The 16822-nt window shown below is 31.3% G+C and carries 16 protein-coding genes; 1 reads left to right on the forward strand and 15 read right to left on the reverse strand.

Annotated features, from left to right (window positions below; translation table 11 throughout):
* Window positions 1-105 precede the first annotated feature (105 nt).
* Window positions 106-750: a hypothetical protein gene (locus ACQ65V_RS12495; RefSeq protein ID WP_430468161.1), complete on the forward strand. Its 645-nt coding sequence runs from the start codon at window positions 106-108 to the stop codon at window positions 748-750.
* Window positions 751-1615: 865 nt separating this feature from the next.
* Here the strand turns inward: ACQ65V_RS12495 and ACQ65V_RS12500 are convergent.
* The 15 genes from ACQ65V_RS12500 to ACQ65V_RS12570 form a co-directional block, all read right to left on the reverse strand.
* Window positions 1616-2449 (reverse strand): universal stress protein, encoded by an 834-nt coding sequence (locus tag ACQ65V_RS12500; protein ID WP_430468162.1) that lies wholly within the window; start codon window positions 2447-2449, stop codon window positions 1616-1618.
* A 62-nt stretch (window positions 2450-2511) separates the two neighbouring features.
* Window positions 2512-2901, reverse strand: a complete 390-nt coding sequence (locus tag ACQ65V_RS12505; protein WP_430468163.1) for a hypothetical protein — start codon at window positions 2899-2901, stop codon at window positions 2512-2514.
* Between the two features lie 21 nt (window positions 2902-2922).
* Window positions 2923-3342 (reverse strand): hypothetical protein, encoded by a 420-nt coding sequence (locus tag ACQ65V_RS12510; RefSeq protein WP_430468164.1) that lies wholly within the window; start codon window positions 3340-3342, stop codon window positions 2923-2925.
* Window positions 3343-3354: 12 nt separating this feature from the next.
* Window positions 3355-3774, reverse strand: coding sequence for a GreA/GreB family elongation factor (locus ACQ65V_RS12515; protein ID WP_273292717.1), 420 nt, complete (start codon window positions 3772-3774; stop codon window positions 3355-3357).
* Between the two features lie 20 nt (window positions 3775-3794).
* Window positions 3795-5108, reverse strand: coding sequence for a Glu/Leu/Phe/Val family dehydrogenase (locus ACQ65V_RS12520; protein ID WP_430468165.1), 1314 nt, complete (start codon window positions 5106-5108; stop codon window positions 3795-3797).
* Window positions 5109-5925: 817 nt separating this feature from the next.
* Window positions 5926-7254 (reverse strand): sigma-54-dependent transcriptional regulator, encoded by a 1329-nt coding sequence (locus ACQ65V_RS12525; RefSeq protein ID WP_430468166.1) that lies wholly within the window; start codon window positions 7252-7254, stop codon window positions 5926-5928.
* 7 nt (window positions 7255-7261) lie between these two features.
* On the reverse strand, window positions 7262-8353 hold the full coding sequence (locus ACQ65V_RS12530) for a sensor histidine kinase (RefSeq protein ID WP_430468634.1): 1092 nt from the start codon (window positions 8351-8353) through the stop codon (window positions 7262-7264).
* A gap of 7 nt (window positions 8354-8360) precedes the next feature.
* The gene (locus ACQ65V_RS12535; protein WP_430468167.1) at window positions 8361-8987 is read right to left on the reverse strand and encodes an MCP four helix bundle domain-containing protein; all 627 of its coding nucleotides are present in this window, start codon (window positions 8985-8987) and stop codon (window positions 8361-8363) included.
* Window positions 8988-9253: 266 nt separating this feature from the next.
* A complete protein-coding gene (locus ACQ65V_RS12540; protein WP_430468168.1) occupies window positions 9254-10339 on the reverse strand; it encodes a mechanosensitive ion channel domain-containing protein in 1086 nt (361 codons plus the stop codon).
* Window positions 10340-10468: 129 nt separating this feature from the next.
* Window positions 10469-10783, reverse strand: a complete 315-nt coding sequence (locus ACQ65V_RS12545) for a phosphoribosylpyrophosphate synthetase (RefSeq protein WP_155087499.1) — start codon at window positions 10781-10783, stop codon at window positions 10469-10471.
* Window positions 10784-10811: 28 nt separating this feature from the next.
* The gene (locus ACQ65V_RS12550) at window positions 10812-11279 is read right to left on the reverse strand and encodes a Dps family protein (RefSeq protein ID WP_155087500.1); all 468 of its coding nucleotides are present in this window, start codon (window positions 11277-11279) and stop codon (window positions 10812-10814) included.
* 1136 nt (window positions 11280-12415) lie between these two features.
* Entirely contained in the window at window positions 12416-13768 is a 1353-nt protein-coding gene (locus ACQ65V_RS12555; protein WP_155087501.1) for a DNA cytosine methyltransferase, read from the reverse strand.
* Window positions 13765-14571: a hypothetical protein gene (locus ACQ65V_RS12560; RefSeq protein WP_155087502.1), complete on the reverse strand. Its 807-nt coding sequence runs from the start codon at window positions 14569-14571 to the stop codon at window positions 13765-13767. Before ACQ65V_RS12560 ends, ACQ65V_RS12555 begins: the two co-directional genes overlap by 4 nt.
* A 2-nt stretch (window positions 14572-14573) precedes the next feature.
* The gene (locus ACQ65V_RS12565; protein WP_155087503.1) at window positions 14574-15767 is read right to left on the reverse strand and encodes a hypothetical protein; all 1194 of its coding nucleotides are present in this window, start codon (window positions 15765-15767) and stop codon (window positions 14574-14576) included.
* 60 nt (window positions 15768-15827) lie between these two features.
* Window positions 15828-16580 carry an HNH endonuclease gene (locus tag ACQ65V_RS12570; protein WP_430468169.1) on the reverse strand — a complete coding sequence of 251 codons (753 nt, stop codon included), beginning with the start codon at window positions 16578-16580 and terminating at the stop codon, window positions 15828-15830.
* Window positions 16581-16822: the final 242 nt, after the last annotated feature.

Genomic DNA, 16822 nt, shown 5'->3' on the forward strand with positions numbered 1-16822 from the left:
CCAACAAGATTTAGTATATTGGATTTCAATCCTTTATAGCTAAATAAATAGAATTAGGGAAGCTATAAACCGTATTTACCACTTAAATTAAACACATAAAAACATATGGCATCGTCACCTTCGGACTTTAATGCAGAATTAGTTAGTTTCTCCATCCTTTCCAATGGAAAAGAAATACCTGATGTAGTAGAAATTATTAGCATAGAAATACTACAATATGCCAATGCTGTTGATGAAGCCCTGATTATATTAAGAGATGACAGCACCATAGGTGATGAGTTTAAAGTGACGGATTCTAAAACTTTTGAATTTAATGCTCAAATTGAAATAAAACTTGGTTATGAGCATAAAAATGATAGCGTTTTTAAAGGCATAGTTGTACAGCAAAAACTCATTGTAGGTAAGGATAACAAGCCGCAACTACATGTTAGTTGTTTGCGTCATGACCATACAGGATATGTAAAACGTAAACTAGATTTTGATATAAATAAAAAACCTGTTATCAGTGTTACCAACGGAATTGATATCATGGATTCCGAACTTATAATTTCAAATTCTGACAAAGCACAACTTTTAGGAAACCTTACAATATCAGGCAACACTAAAGCCAAAGTGAATGATACTATTGGCATCGACGGATTTGGTAAACGGTTTAGTAAAAAAGCTATAATTTCTGGTTTGATGCATCAACTGCACGAAGGCCAATGGCTAACAAAGGTTTTGCTTAATGACCATACGGATTTAAATTAATAGCTCAATTAATAAAACTTAATGAAGAGCGATAGTGGATTTTTAGAGTAGAAGGTTTAGCACTACAACAATTCTATTTTACATAACATAAATTATAGGACATTTTATAACAATTAGCGTAATAGCGCTTTTGGGCGATATTTGACATAATCATAGTTCTAGCATCACGCAGTGTGCTATAACGTCAATGATTATGTACAAGCTAATTGTGGGATTGGAATTAGATTAAATTCGTTTTAAAATGAAAACATCCTCAGGATCTTCTCATTTTAAAAGTATTATATATCGTTTATGATTATGTTGAGCTAATTGTGGGATTAAAACTAAAAGATAAAATAAACCTCATAAACAATTGAAACGTCATTGCGAGCCTGATTTTTATCAGGTGAAGCAATCTCACTAGATCATGTGCTTTCAAAATTCCGTTATACGACCAAATCACGATAGATTTTCAAATACGCGATTCTTAGCTACTGGATAATTGAATTTGTATAGCTCAAAATGTTTACGCTCATTCCACCTATTGTTTTGCCAAAATGATATGAGGTCGTTTTGCCAACGCTTCATCTGGGTAAAAACTCCTTAGCACAAAAGAATAAGAATTTACTATTTTTTCACGATGATCAATCACTTATCGTTCTTCCAACAAGTGTAATGTGTTTTTTCGCCAGCCTCATCTTTATCGTTTTTCATTTCTTCATAACCTACTAAAAGCCTGAAACCTAATCTTGCAAATAGAATTACTGCAATGATTGTTATTATACTTAAATTATCCATATTTTCAATATATATTTTATTACATCGTTAAGGCATCAACACTTATTCCACCTAAAAAACAAAAGTTAAATTTTAATAACTTATAATTTTATTGATGTACCGTTAATACGGTGTTGCTGTTTAGTTTTTTTAAGGTTGAAATCACCTTTGATTTTACAATACCAATTCTTCTAAACAAATCGGGTTTATTATCTACTACACACATAATTTCGTCATTGTGATTAGAAGCGTAATCCTTTAATCTATATGCTGGGTTTAAAAATTCTAAAGCAATAGACTTGCTTGAAAGTTGCTTGAGACATTCTAATAATATTTCTAAATTTGACACTGCTTTGTCCGAAAGATTATTCTGTTCTTTTAGTACCAATATACCGATTTGAGTGTTCGTGTTTTCTAGTGCCTTGATAAAACGTTCTATTTCGCTTGTATTGATTTTGTGTTGAAAATCAGAAGCAATAGTCAAAGTAATACCTTTGCATGCTGTGGCATGTGGTGGCACAATTAAAACCGGACAAGACCTTACCCTTTCTAATATACTCTCAGTCGTTGAGCTTAATTGAGCAGTACCATTACCTGTTAATACCACAACATCAACACCTATTGTATCAACATTTTCTTTTACACCATCTACAATATCCCTATGTTCTGAAATTGCATGGAATGAATGTTTATCATTATTAGATTTTAAGGTATATCGTGTTACTAATTTTCCGAGTTTTTTTAGGGATTCTTCTTTTGGTTTGTCGAACCATTCGTCGTCAGCCTGAAGCATTTCAATAGCACTTAAACCAGAATTTTCATATCTATAGGTATTCAAAAAATAAAACTCACAATTTACCTTTTTGAAGAGACTGGTGATATAGTCAACCGTCTGATAACTATTAAGCGAAAAATCTGTTGGAATCAATATTTTTTTCATCATTTTGAATTTTAAATTAGTATTTTATTTGAATGCTGCGTATTTAAACTTGATTGTTCTCACCATTACCTGCGTTGATACTTTTTTAGTATCGTGTAAAATTGAATTTTAAATTTCTGATGCTCTTCTACCAATTTTAAATAGGTATCGCGTTTATGCTCATGCACCTTTAGCCTAGTGGCATCATATTCCGTTTTTCCGTATTCGTATTCTGTTTTCAGCTCTTGCTCGTACTTACAAAGATTAGCCATTGTGAGCACAATTTTTCTGCGTATGGCCTGGATGTTTTGTGCTACCGAAATCACTTTTACCAACTGTTTTTCAATGATGGCAAAATGGTCTAATTCGATATTAAAATCTTCTAGCATAGTCGTCCATAGATTTAACTCGTTTAAATCTTTTTTTATACACAAGCGTCTATGGACGTCTATTTTATATGCAGGAATTGTACTCAAATTTTATATTATTTTTAAAGGTTAATCAATTTTTGAAAGTGAAAATTTACCATGCACTTTATCAAAAAAAGCATCTTTTAACCTTCGGTATTTATCTAAATGATAGAGGTAGCTTCTGCGGTAACTCTCGTGCTCTGTGATGTACACCATATCGCATTGCGTGTCTTCGCATTCGGCAATATCTGTTCTAGAATTTGAATACCTCAGAAGCGCACTAAGCAATGTTTCATTTTCAATTTGTTTTTTTTCAAAACGCTCTACGATATCATGCTCATTGAGATTGTTTTTTAAATCCTTGTTACAGATATTTATGAGGTTACCGAGCTCCTTTTTAATGTATCTTAAATGATTAATCCAGTTATCCAGTTCCATAGTATTGATTTTGTGTGTTACATCAATACTAGTGTCGTGATTGAATATTTCTGTATTTAAAGTTTTCATAATTTTAAATTTTTATATAACTATATCTATACCACTGTAGGTTTCTTTCTGCTGAACCTTAGAAATTGTAATTTGCTGTGTGCCATTTGGAAAGTCCCATATAATAGAATCTCCTTCTGAGTAGCCAATCAATGCAGATCCCATTGGTGTTAAAACAGAAATCCTACTATTTTGAAAATCTTTATCCATAGGAATAACCAATTGCAGTGTTTTTTCCACACCATTATTAAATGTTACCGTTACTGTTGAGTTAAAACGGATAACATCTTTTGGCATATCTTCCTCGTCAACAATATGTGCTGTTTTTAGCTCTTCGGATAAATTCATTAAACACCTTTGTGTTTCATGGTCTTCAGCATAGCCTGATATATTGAGTATGCGCTTAAGGTAGACATACTCTTTCTTTTCTAAAATTAAACTTCCGTACTTCATGTTTTTATTCTTTTAAATTATTAAGGAAAAATCCCTCTTTGTATGTATGCTTTTTCAATGCGTTCTATAGCGATACAAAATGCTGCTGTACGCATATCAACACCTTCATTTTTAGAATAGTCAAAAACTTTATCAAAAGATTCTTTCATCTTTTTATCTAGTTTTTCCATAACCTCATCTAACTGCCAAAGCTCTCCATTTCTGTTTTGAAGCCATTCAAAATAACTACCTACTACTCCACCGGAATTGCATAAGATATCTGGAATGATAGTGATACCTCTATCCAACAATATTTTTTCCCCTTCAACATTTGTTGGTCCATTGGCACCTTCTGCGATAAGTCTTGCCTTAATCTTTGGTGCATTATCTGAAGTAATCTGGTTGCCTAAAGCTGCAGGTATACAGATATCACAATCTAAAGTGAAAAATTGATTCTTGTCAACAGGCTTGGCATTAGGGAAATCCACAATGCTTCCATCATTGATTTTACTGTATTTAAACAAATCTTCAACCTTAATCCCTTTTTGGTTTTGAATACTACCATAAGCATCTTGTACAGCGACTAATTTTGCACCATCTTTTTCCAAGAAATGTGCCGCCCAATAACCAACATTACCAAAACCTTGAACAATGAATTTTTTGCCATCTAGACTTTTGTTATTTTTTTCTGCCCAAAACTTAATCGATAGATATACACCATAACCAGTAGCTCTATCACGACCTTCCAGTCCGCCACTTCCATCTGGCTTACCTGTTACCACATGTTGGTTTGCTGTACGTTCTGCTGGTGGACGCGTACTCATATAGGTGTCTGCAATCCAGGCCATGGTTTGGCTATTGGTGTTAATATCTGGTGCAGGTATATCATGTTCCGGCCCAATATTATCTGCCAGAGCAAACGTAAAACGTCTTGTAATACGTTCTAACTCTCCTTTAGAATATTTTGTTGGGTCTAACTTAATACCTCCTTTTCCGCCTCCATAAGGCAAACCTGCCAATGAAGTTTTCCAGGTCATCCACATTGCTAATGCTCTTGCTGCATCTATATCTACCGTTGGATGATAGCGTAAACCACCTTTATATGGTCCTAATGCGTTATTATGTTGTACTCTATAACCTGTAAATATTTCCACTTCCCCATTATCCATTTTTACTGGAAAATTCACAATGATTTCATTGTTGGTAATGCTTAAAATTTTTCTGATGTTTGGATGAAGGTTAATTTGATCTGCAGCACTTTCAAACTGCTCCATAACATTATCCATCATACCTCTTACAGGTGCTTTTTTTGATTTTTTTGATGGTTTTTTTAATTCTGCTGTTATTGTTGTCATTTCTGATATGTTTTAGGTTGTTGCTTAATTGATTTTAGAATTTTCTTCTATTTGCAAATCTGTAAGGACTTGTTTTAATAGTATCAAATCTCAATTTATTTTGTTTTGTCCTTCGATTTATGAATTCGTATATAATTGCTTTAATTTCCATTATTTTTTGTTTTTGTATTTATTTTTTTAAAGTCACATTAAGCACAATCGAATTGCTATTAATTATCCAACTATCATACTGTTAGTTTTAACTGTGCCCAAAGTGACCATTTTTTAAGTTTCCAATAAGGTTATCGCTGAATAGACTTTCTTAATTAAATTCTATTTACAATAGATCTCTCATTGTATTTTTGAGTGATGTATTTGTTTCGTGATGCTTTATCAGATTTTTTAGTTCTTGAATTTTTACATCTTACTGCTGATATTATTGCGTTAAAAATCATAATCTTTAGTATTACATTGTTAAACTAATTCTAGTTTTCTTTCTTCATTCTCTTTTGGTTCTTGCACTGTCTCTAGGGTGGTTAAATCCTCAACCTCTTCGTCATACTCACTACACGACCAAACCTTATCTTTTTGCATCGTTAGTGCGCAGTTATTGCGATGTATGCAACTCGGACAGATATTAATGTGGTTCATAATTAAATGTATTAATGTTATTCACATACCTAAAGGCAATGCTTGTGCCAATTGCATTACCTTAATCAACCAAAAACCTCAAAACCCTTTTGCATAAAGGGTTTTGAGGTTATTAACTATTGTTCTATTAAATTTTATACCGATACTTATTTACCCACCTGCGTAAAAAGGTATCAGCATGCAATGACTAATCCGCTAATTTTTGGCGGATGGTTTTACGGTCTATTTGAAGAATTTCTGCTGCTTTAGTTTTATTATTTCCTGTAGCTCGTAATACTTTTTCTATATATTGTTTTTCAACCACCTTAAGTGGCACCAAAGCGTCCGCAGAAAAAGCTATGGTATGTTTTAAGTGGTCTGGTAGATGCTCAACATCTACAACCATGTCGCACATAATCACAGCACGCTGAACGATATTTTCTAGTTCTCTAATATTTCCTGGCCAATTATAACGGTTTAAGATATCCAAAGCCTCAGGTGTGATTTTCAAAAATCGGTCTTTATATTCAATGCCATATTTAAACAGAAATTTATCGACTAGTAATGCAATATCATCCTTTCGTTCACGTAATGGTGCAATATGAATTTCCACCACTGTTAATCGATAATACAAATCTTCCCTAAAGGTTTGCTTCTGTATCATATCTTGCAAATCGCTATTTGTAGCTGCTATGATGCGAACATCAACTTTTTCGGCTTTTGTTGAACCTACACGAACCACTTCTTTTTCTTGAAGCACGCGTAATAATCGTGATTGAACCGTAAGTGAAGCATTACCTATTTCATCTAAAAAAATAGTGCCACCATTTGCGGCTTGAAAAAAACCTTCTCTATTGGTTTCAGCACCTGTAAACGCGCCTTTAACGTAGCCAAACAGTTCTGCTTCCAACAAGTTCTCTGGAATACCACCACAGTTTACCGCAATAAATGGTGCTCTCGAAAATTTACCTTGATAGTGAATGGCTCGAGCCACCAATTCTTTACCTGTACCACTTTCACCTTTTATAAAAACAGTTGCCTTGTTATCTTTTACACGCTCTATAACCTGTATAACGTCATTTATTTTTTCTGAATTGCCAATGATTTCTCCATAAGGTTCAGTTCTATGTTCGGAAGTGTTTTTAGGTTGTATTGCCTTTCCTTCTGAAGCAACTAAAGACTTGTCTAATGCAGATTTCAATTCATCTTTTGTGAAAGGTTTGGTTAAATAATCCACCACTCCAGACTTAATAGCTTCCAAAGACCCTTGAACGGATGGATAACCAGTAACTACCAATTTTGGTAATTTAGGATAGTGCTCTGACACAAATTTTATGAGCTCAAAACCATCAACCTCTGGCATTTTTAAATCGGTAATCAATAAATCTATTTGTGTGTCTCGCAAAATTGTGACCGCTTCTTTTACCGAAATAGCTTTAAAAACATGATAATTCCATGATTGTAAGTGACGCTGCAAAAGCTCTAGAATATTAACATCATCGTCAACAATAAGTATATTTTCTTTTCGTAATTGCATAATCAATTTAGTCTTTTGGAAGTGTAATTGTAAAGGTAGCACCTTTTTTTGTGTTATTTTCGGCTGTTATTGTGCCTTTGTGTGAGGCGACAATGCCATGCACAACACTTAATCCCAAGCCTGATCCATCTCCCATAGGTTTAGTTGTGAAAAAGGGTTGAAAAACCTTACTTAAATTGTCTTTTTTAAAACCAGGTCCTTCATCGGAAATTTTCAAGACAATATTGTTTTTTGAGCTAAATGTATTAATGGTTATTAGACCGTTTTTAGGTGAAAAGTAAATGGCATTCATCAATAAGTTGAAAATAATCTGTGTTAATTGTATAGGGTCTGCTCTCAACCATAATTCATCTTCTTCAGTTTTCACGATATACTTTACCTGCTCTTTCTTAAATGTGGCATCTAATAGTTTAATCGCATTTTTTATGTGTACTATGATGTTGACACGCTTCATTTCTTGTGGCATCTCACAAGCAAAAAACATTAGTTTTTTAACCACTTCCCTAGAGAATATAGCATTCTTAATTATTTTATCTATATCTGAAATTGCTTTGGAATTTGATTTTAAATCGACTTTGAGCAATTCTGAAAAGCCAAGAATATTTGCTAAAGGTGTGTTTAGCTCATGAGCAATACCTGCAGTAATTTCGCCCAAAATACTTAAACGGTCCGCATGCTCCATTTGACGTTTAAGTGATGCTTCGTTTTTTTGGATTTCTATGCGCTCAAAAAGGTTTCCTACTTTAAGTGCAACATTATCCAACAGCAATTGTTCTTCTTTTAGAAAATTGATTTTTTTTGATTCTGAAGTATTCAAATGCACTATAATAGTGCCTTTTTCTGTATTAAATATTTTGATACTGGAAGCAATAGTTAAATTATCTCTTGAAAAGGAATTCGTTGTAATTGAGACCGTATCACAATCAATCAATATATCTGTTTTTTCAGGATACTGAAACGCTTTTTTTAGACTAAAAGCAATTGCTTTTAAAGTATCTTCAATAAGTTCAAAATTGGTATTAGCAATAATAGAAGATACTTCATAGAGGCAAGTTAGCTCTTTGATTCGTTCTTTTAATGCATTTTTGGTGGTATCCATTTTGCTGTTATAGACGTGTTGATTGTTCTGCTTTTGCATAGCTAGATTTTCTTATCCTGTAAAATACGACAAGCTGAACAATGATACCCATAAAAACTAAAAAACCAATTTCAAGATTAGACATTAGATTATTAGTATCCAAGCTCTTTTGTGCAATACCGACTTTAAGTTTACTTTCTGAAACTTGAATGAGTGCCAGGTTATTTAGATCTGTTTCAATAGTGTTTAAATTATCTATTAACTTTTTATTGTTTAATTGATCTTCCGTTTTATTCTCATTACGTTTTAATGTTTCAAAATTCTGCTTTAAATCATTAAACGTTTTAGATTCTTTGGGTGTGAGTTTGGTTGTTGAAAATACATCAATCAAGGTAGCAAATTCTTTATTAAGCTTATTTTGATTTTCAGTAGTATTTGAATCGAGAAGCTGCAATCGTTTATTGTGCATAATATTGTTCATCTTATAAACATAATCCTGTGCAACCACTCTATCATTATAAACTGTAGTTAATGTATCTTGAACAGTTTCAAAATGTCTTTGGTCAATTCTATTTGTGGCGAGAACCAATAAAAAAACTGTGGCAAGCGCAAAACCAATATTTACACGGTTTGAAGTAGATGTTTTTTTAGTCATAACTACTTATTTTTAGTCATTAGAAAATAAATGTAAATGGTATAATCATAATTTGTGCCTTTAATAGTCATATAACATAAATAATTGATTATTAGTATTTTAAACTATTGTATCTAAAATACTATCGGGTAATATTTACCCGCTTGCGTAAATATTACCCAAAAATAAACCTAAATCTGAAATATAAAATTCTCATATGAACACTCTTAATATGATATTTTAAAAGATATATTATTGTTGAGCAACGCTAATTGCTATCATAAAACTTATTGTGAATCTTGTTTCATGACAACAGTTCTATGTGGGAATGGTATTTCAATTCCTTCTTTATCAAACCGCTTTTTAATACTTTCTAAAACATCAATTTTTAGTTGAAAGCTATCGCTGAAATTTCTTCCCCAAGTCCATGCTCTAATTGTCATTGAGGAATCATTTAACGCTATAAGAGCTGTTCTAACTATTGGTTTGCCATCTTGTATGTCTTGTTCTGTACGGTTGTCTAATATAAGTGGATGTTTTTCACATTCTTCTTGCATGATTTTTTTTGCCAAATCTATATTGCTATCATATGAGATTCCAATCTCAATACGCTCGCAAGTTTTTAGTTCTCCCATATCAAAATTAATGAGTTTTTCTTTATTGATTATAGCGTTTGGAATGACAATCATCTTATTTTCAAAATTACGAATTACTGTATGACGTAGCGTTATATCACTAACCCTACCAATCATTGTATCTGTGACTTTTATTAGGTCACCAACCCTGAAAGGTTTAAATGAAATTATGAATATACCACCTATAACGTTAGATAAAGCTTCTTGCGATGCAAAACCAGCAATTAATGCCAAAACACCTGCTCCACCCAAAGCTGTTTGAGTTAAACCTTTTAACGACGGGAAGGCTAAAAGACAAAGTATAATTCCTGTAAAATAAATACCAAAAAGAACAATGTATCTTAGAAACTGAAAACTAGTTGAATCTTGCTCCGTTTCCTTCTTTTTTTTAATATCGTGCTTAAACCACATACTTGAAGTTGTAGCAGCAATAATGGTTAGCGACAAAACAACACCTATATAAAGCGCTATTTTGAAATTATCCGCCAAGGTGCTTTGTTTACTTTCATCTACAACTAGATAGGTTAAAGCTATTAAGCCTAATACAATCCATAAAGTATTAAGTATACGTTTTAATAATTTTAACGGCTTTGATATTTCTCCTGGAAACTTTTCCTGTTGCTCATTAGCGAGCCAACGGTGTAATTTATTGGTTAAAAACCGTAAAATAAAAATTACAGCTATGACTATTATCCCAAAAATAATATCTAGTTGATGTGTTTCTAAAAAATCTGTCATAGTTTATAATTTTAAAAAACTAAATACTTCTATATTTTTATTGAAGATTCTTATTCCTTAATTGAAAACATTCACATAATAAAATACTCGATGTTTGTATAAATAAAAGAACCAATAAGTATTCCTATTTTAGCCAAATCTATCTGGTCTATTTAGTTTTTGAACTAACTTAAAAGATGCGTAATCGGCATAAATACCATAAGCATTTACTAATAGACCTTTTACAGAACCATCTGTTGATGAAATGGCATATAAAACACTTTCATTATCTACATCTGACATTTCTTGAAAACGGTGTTTTTCATCGATTTCAAACTCGTCTGGTTGCAATTGACATTGATTTTCAGGGCACTCTATAAAATTTTCTTTCATATTAAAGTTATAGATATAGCCTTTATTTGTAAGGTCGTTTATTGCTTCAGATAAACTTGTATATTTTCCCATTTTATGTTTGCTTTATTTGATGGTTTCACTATTTTAAATAAGAATTAAACATCCAAAGTGTTTTTTCCGTTTCTGAAATGTAGTCACTCATTAAACTTACTGTGCCTTCATCATCTACATCTGCTGCAATAGCAAGTATTTCGCGCTCTTTTTCCACTAAAGTTTTAAAATTATTTATTACTACCTGTACTCCTTTTGTACCATCCGATACGTTTTTTTCTTCTTTAATCTGTGTGGTTTTTAGATAGTCTGAGTATATATGTAATGGTACAGCTTCTAGCGTTAGAATTCGTTCTGCGATTTCGTCAATTTTAACGAAGGCATCTTTGTATAATTCCTCAAACTTATCGTGTAACTCAAAAAACTCTTTTCCTTTTATATTCCAGTGAAGTCCTCTAAGATTTTGATAGAAAATTTCATAATCTGCCAATAAAATATTGAGCTCTTCCGCTAGTTTCTCAGCTTTGTTACTGTCTAATCCTACTAAATTTTTCATTTATTTAAGTTTTTATCCGTTAAAAAATTTTACGCTATTGCTAACTTTTTATTGTTATTATATGATATTAGCAATGCCTGTACCTAAATATTATCAAGACATATCATAAAACTGTTAAACACTAAATATCAAGTGTTTACGTAAATCGCAATGATAATTTTAATAATAAAAATTGGGTAATAAATACTCGATTGGGTGATAATTACCCGGTTTATATATATAATTCTATGACATTGACCATATTCGTTAATTATTGTATCTAAAAATCCATTCCACACACATTTTCCTCCACTTCTCTGCCCTTGCTTAAAAAGAGTGTTTCATTAACCGATTAGAGAATTATTTGAGAAGAAAAAAATAAAGAAAAGTATTATTTAACATGCGCTTTTAACCAAAGCCCATGTTGTACATAACGCAAGTACATTATAGGACAAATGCTATTGTTGATTATTTAATGATAGTGTACCATTTGTCAACTATAATGATATTATGTAAAATATCCCAGAAGCTTTAGTATTATTGGTTTTAATGTGCAGTACTTGGGCATTAAACTAGAAACGGTTTGCTTCGCAGAGTTAAAAAAGCACATGTCCTATAATTTGCCGTTATGTCAAATGTCCGCTGTCAAACGCTCATTGCGTTGATAAAATCAAATTACTATTGTAATTTATTTTATATGCAATTTCCAGCCGCTTGCCAGCCGCACAATAAAAGCTAACTTTTGATTACTATTTAAAAATCACGTAAATGATAAAAATGTACGTGATAAAAAATTTTAGACGATTCTCGTGGATTGCCACAAGAGCATAAATTTTAAAAAAATAAAATTCTATGCACTTGTTATATTTTGAATTCCAAATTGACTTTTTTTAAGTTTCTAATATCTTTTGTCTTGAAACAAAAGAAACAAAAATTCAAGGCTGCATATAATTTTGGAAACAATTAACGGCTCATTCACTATATTTTAGGAAACTTTTGAACTAGCTAAGATTGCTTTGAAGTTCCATTTATAGTTAGACTTCTTTACGTTATGTATTACTAAACCCCTAAAATATGTACGCTCATTTCACCTATTGTTTTAACCAAAATTTTATGAGGCCGAGCTAAATATTGAAATTCTATTTTACATAATAATACTAAATAGCAACTTTCTGCTTATTGGATATATCAATTGGCAAATCTATATCTTCATGATTGTTTTCCTCAACTTCAATAATCAAATTAGAAGCAATTAATTCAACAACATGAGCATTAACCGCATTACCAAGAGCTGCAAAACAGCTACCAAGATTTTCTGGTAATGATATTCCATTTAAAGATTGTATTCTTGCGCCTTCAATTGGTGTAATATACCTATTTTCCCAGCCAATAACAGGTATTTGAGTACTAACAGTTACCAAAGAAGGAAAAAAATCAGTTTTTTTAACTCTAACTCCAGAACCTCTAAATTGTAATATATATTTAGATAAATCTCTCTCTCCTCCTTGAACATTCCATTCAAATTTTTGCCAACTAGACACACCTAAATCTTTAATTTTTTTCACAATTGGCTCCAACTCCACTTTATACTTTTCATAAAAAGCTCTATTGCTTCTTATGTAGTGCTTTTTCCAATTTGGAAATTGAATTGGTTCTTTTGTCTCCTTATGCAATTGATTTTTCTTTGCATAATTCGGTAAATTTTCAAATTTTTCTTTTCTAGTCATTCCTTTCAAAGGAATTCCAAACTTGCCTTTACATCTCCCTAAGGCATTAGAAGAACTTCTATATGGTATTTCATTTTCAAAAGGATAGGTTGCTCCAAATTCCATACTCCAAATTGGGAAACTAGGTAAGCTATCTTCTAAAGGAATTTTATTAATAAACTCTTGCCATAGCTTGATTACTGATATTTTTTCATTTTCAAGTTTAGTTGCTTCTTTAGGGTTTACGTCTAAAAATTCTAAAATTGATTCTGTGGATTTTGAAGGTTCTGGCCAATTAAAATGTTGTAAACCATTTTTAGAGCCAATTATAAATATTCTTTCTCTATGTTGAGGAATACCAAAATTATGAGGAGATAGAATTTCATCATCAATGAAATAACCTAATTTATTTTCAAGTTTATCTTTAATATACTTCCAGGTATTAAAATTATCATGACTTTTTAAATTTCGAACATTTTCTAAAATGAAGAACTCAGGTTCATGGTATTCAATAATGTCCACTAATTTATCAAAAAGATTACCATTTTTTTTATCATTAAGTCCAAACTGGTCACCTGCTTTTGAAAATGGCTGGCAAGGAAATCCTGCACATAAAATATCAAATTTAGGTATTTCACAAATGTCAACTTTTGTTATATCTCTATTTACAGAAATATTAAAATTCTTTTCATAAAGTAAAGCTAAATTTTCTTTTTTCTCACTTGCAAAAACACACTCATGACCAAGATTTTCAAGAGCTACGTGAAATCCACCTAAACCAGCAAATAAATCTATAAACCTCATATTCCTTGAGTAATTTTATCATTACACCATTTAGACACTTCACTTCGTAAACTGGGTTCTACATTCTTTTCATACAAGAAATTATATATTCTTAATCTATCAAAAAGCATCCCAAAACTTGAGGTTCTTTTATTCCAAGTCTTTTGTTGAACAAACTCCACAGTAGAAATTGATTGTATAATATTTTCTGGAAACCAAACTAAATAATTAGTCCAATTGTTCATGTTTATTGCCCTCTTCTTTGCCCAATGCTTCCCAGCTGCACATTGTTGTAAAACATATAAATTAGAACTCCTTTTATCTTGAAAAGATTTATATCCTAAAACATCTACACCATCATCTTTATATGAGGAATCTGCCTGCATATTTCTAGTTTCATAACATAATTTTTCTATTTCATCTAAATTCTCATTAAATCCTTTTCCAGCAGGGAAACCAAAAGTAAAGACTTCACCATTAAGGAAATTTTTAAGTGCCTGTGCTGAAATTTTTTCAAATAAACCGGTTCCGCCAGAATTATCATTTGCCCCATTAAATGAATAATATAAACATAAAAAATATTCAGGAATTTGATCCCATGAAAAATTTGGAGTAATCTTATTTCCTTTGACTTCGTAGATAGGTTTATTGTATAAAAATGTTCTCCATTCTAAAGTGGTTAGCCATCCATCAATAGTTTGTTCATCTACTCCAACTGCTAAATCACTTATTTTTGATTTACTTAGCGGCTGATTGTTTTTTAGTAGATTCAATTCAAGCCATTCAATCTCTTTCCCAACTTTGAAACTAATATATTGTGACATTATTATGATAAATTACTTTTTAAAGCTGCAATCAATTCCTCTAATTCTGCAACTTGTTTTAACAACTCATCATCGTTTTTATATTTATATGCAAATTTTAAAGAAGTTTGTATCGCTCTATTTGCACTTACTAATTTTTTAGATAAATAATCTCTTTCACCACCAGTTCTTTCATATGCTCCTTCCAAATCTTTAAATTGAATTAAAAACTCTACGGCTTCAGGTTCTTTTACCACATGGCTTAACGTATTAGTTATTTTTCTAGAATCTGTTAAAACAGGTTGTTCATTAGTTTCTTTATTTCCATAAATCCATGTCAGTAAATTTTTAAACTCATCCTGTTTATTTGATTCAACTAATTCATTTTCTAGGTCTACCTTTGCATAAGAGTCAACTCCAATATAATCTCTGATTGAGGCGGAATTATATGCAACTGTTAATAACGAAAACTTATTTATAATTGGTCTAACATCAAAATCTTCAAGATTATTCTTTGCCTCTAAAAATAATTTATATGTTATGTATTGTTTCCTAAGTTTATCGGATCTATCGCCAACAACTTTTTGTACTTGTTTTATTGAATCAGCTATTGAGAGTCCTTTTTCGAGTTCTTGATCGATAACACTAGCTGTGTAAGCTGCTTGAGCAAATGCTTCCCATTTTAGTAATCCTGCAATATGTCTTACTCCAAGGTAAGATGAAACATCCTCTCTTTTCTCATAAATTATACAAGGAATGTTTGTTATATCTAATACAACAGAATCATTATTGGTTTTTGGATAAAATTTATCAATTCCTAACTTTTTCCTTAAAGTTGTATCGGTTATTAGCTTTATTGCCGAAGTTCTTCTATTTCCTTCAACTACGGTAAAACTAATCTCATCATGGTCAATTAAGTTACTAATAGCATCAGCTAAATCATCAGGATTTTGATAAGTCGAAAACGAAAAATCTGCAGGTATTTTATTAGGTACTACTATTATTGGTTCTTCGTCAAAATATCCATTTTCGACTAAAGACATTGCCACGACTTCAGTGTCAAAATTTTCATAAAGAACTGAAATTAAATCGAATTGAGTCGCCTCATCTGGATTTTCTAAATAAGGTACTAAACGAGGGTTCTTTTTATCAACTTGAATTAAATCAATTTGAATATCTAATTGTGGTCTTCTATTTCCTTTACCTGCAAAAGTCATTGATTAGCGTTATTTATAACAAATATAAAGATATTATCCAATTTTTATCTTATTCGATAATCATATAAGTTTTTTAATTTCCTCTAATGAATATGCGGGCTTTCTTTTATGTAACATGGCATGACAATTAGGACAGACAGGTACTAAATCTAAAATAGGGTTTAACTCATATTCAGCACCTATTGAAGATATATCTATTATGTGATGAACGTGTATAAAATGTCTTCCAATCTCACCATATTTTTTCTCAAAGTCAAAGTCACAGATTTGACATATGTAGCCATAATAATCAATACATTTATTTCGAGCCGCTGTATTTCTTTCGAACACATTGACATATACTTTTTTTGACTTACCTTCTAAAAATTTTTCACTTTTTTCTATTTCGTCTGGAAAAACTAGTTGAGTTTTATTTTCTAGTTTTTCTAAATACTTATTATAAATTTTTCTTCGTTTTAAAACTCTAGTATTAGATACGTTTTCATAATAATCTAAATGAGCGGATAAGGAAATTAAGGCGTTTTGCAATCCTTTTTCACCTTCATTCTCATAGATTTTACTTAAATAATATTCAGTACCAAAGACATTTGAATTTCTTGTCATAAGTTTTCCAGTCATCATGCATTGATAGTTGTAAACATAATCTGATGCGGAATTTCGATTCATTCCGAAATCTACTAACTCATCTAAACCTTTTTTTTGCGTTATTCTATTTTCATAAATACTTTTTGCTATTTCGAATGATTTTTTAATATGTTCTTGTGTGATTTTAGCCATTAAAACTTTTATTTTAAATATAATTAAAATTCCCATTCCACACACATTTTCCTCCACTCCTCTGCCCTTTCAGAAAAAGAGTATTTCATTAACTAAGTAAAGAAAATAATAGATCAAATTTTTCTAGAAACTATGTCTTAACATGCGCTTTTAACCAAATCGAAGATTCATGAGCTCAATAATTTAAAATAGAAACCTTGTGAATAAAGCCCATGTTGTACATAACGCAAGTACATTATAGGACACAAAGCAACAATTAGCGTAATAGTGCTTTTGGG

It is taken from the genome of Winogradskyella ouciana (assembly GCF_965284585.1).
In the GTDB taxonomy this organism is placed as follows: domain Bacteria; phylum Bacteroidota; class Bacteroidia; order Flavobacteriales; family Flavobacteriaceae; genus Winogradskyella; species Winogradskyella ouciana.

Excerpts from the sequence above, each read along its gene's own strand:
- ACQ65V_RS12560 (WP_155087502.1), bottom strand. The coding sequence starts at position 14,571 with ATGTCACAATATATTAGTTTCAAAGTTGGGAAAGAGATTGAATGGCTT.
- ACQ65V_RS12535 (WP_430468167.1), bottom strand. The coding sequence starts at position 8,987 with ATGACTAAAAAAACATCTACTTCAAACCGTGTAAATATTGGTTTTGCG.
- ACQ65V_RS12565 (WP_155087503.1), bottom strand. The coding sequence starts at position 15,767 with ATGACTTTTGCAGGTAAAGGAAATAGAAGACCACAATTAGATATTCAA.
- ACQ65V_RS12555 (WP_155087501.1), bottom strand. The coding sequence starts at position 13,768 with ATGAGGTTTATAGATTTATTTGCTGGTTTAGGTGGATTTCACGTAGCT.
- ACQ65V_RS12525 (WP_430468166.1), bottom strand. The coding sequence starts at position 7,254 with ATGCAATTACGAAAAGAAAATATACTTATTGTTGACGATGATGTTAAT.
- ACQ65V_RS12545 (WP_155087499.1), bottom strand. The coding sequence starts at position 10,783 with ATGGGAAAATATACAAGTTTATCTGAAGCAATAAACGACCTTACAAAT.
- ACQ65V_RS12570 (WP_430468169.1), bottom strand. The coding sequence starts at position 16,580 with ATGGGAATTTTAATTATATTTAAAATAAAAGTTTTAATGGCTAAAATC.
- ACQ65V_RS12540 (WP_430468168.1), bottom strand. The coding sequence starts at position 10,339 with ATGACAGATTTTTTAGAAACACATCAACTAGATATTATTTTTGGGATA.
- ACQ65V_RS12495 (WP_430468161.1), top strand. The coding sequence starts at position 106 with ATGGCATCGTCACCTTCGGACTTTAATGCAGAATTAGTTAGTTTCTCC.
- ACQ65V_RS12550 (WP_155087500.1), bottom strand. The coding sequence starts at position 11,279 with ATGAAAAATTTAGTAGGATTAGACAGTAACAAAGCTGAGAAACTAGCG.
- ACQ65V_RS12510 (WP_430468164.1), bottom strand. The coding sequence starts at position 3,342 with ATGAAAACTTTAAATACAGAAATATTCAATCACGACACTAGTATTGAT.
- ACQ65V_RS12515 (WP_273292717.1), bottom strand. The coding sequence starts at position 3,774 with ATGAAGTACGGAAGTTTAATTTTAGAAAAGAAAGAGTATGTCTACCTT.
- ACQ65V_RS12530 (WP_430468634.1), bottom strand. The coding sequence starts at position 8,353 with ATGGATACCACCAAAAATGCATTAAAAGAACGAATCAAAGAGCTAACT.
- ACQ65V_RS12520 (WP_430468165.1), bottom strand. The coding sequence starts at position 5,108 with ATGACAACAATAACAGCAGAATTAAAAAAACCATCAAAAAAATCAAAA.
- ACQ65V_RS12500 (WP_430468162.1), bottom strand. The coding sequence starts at position 2,449 with ATGATGAAAAAAATATTGATTCCAACAGATTTTTCGCTTAATAGTTAT.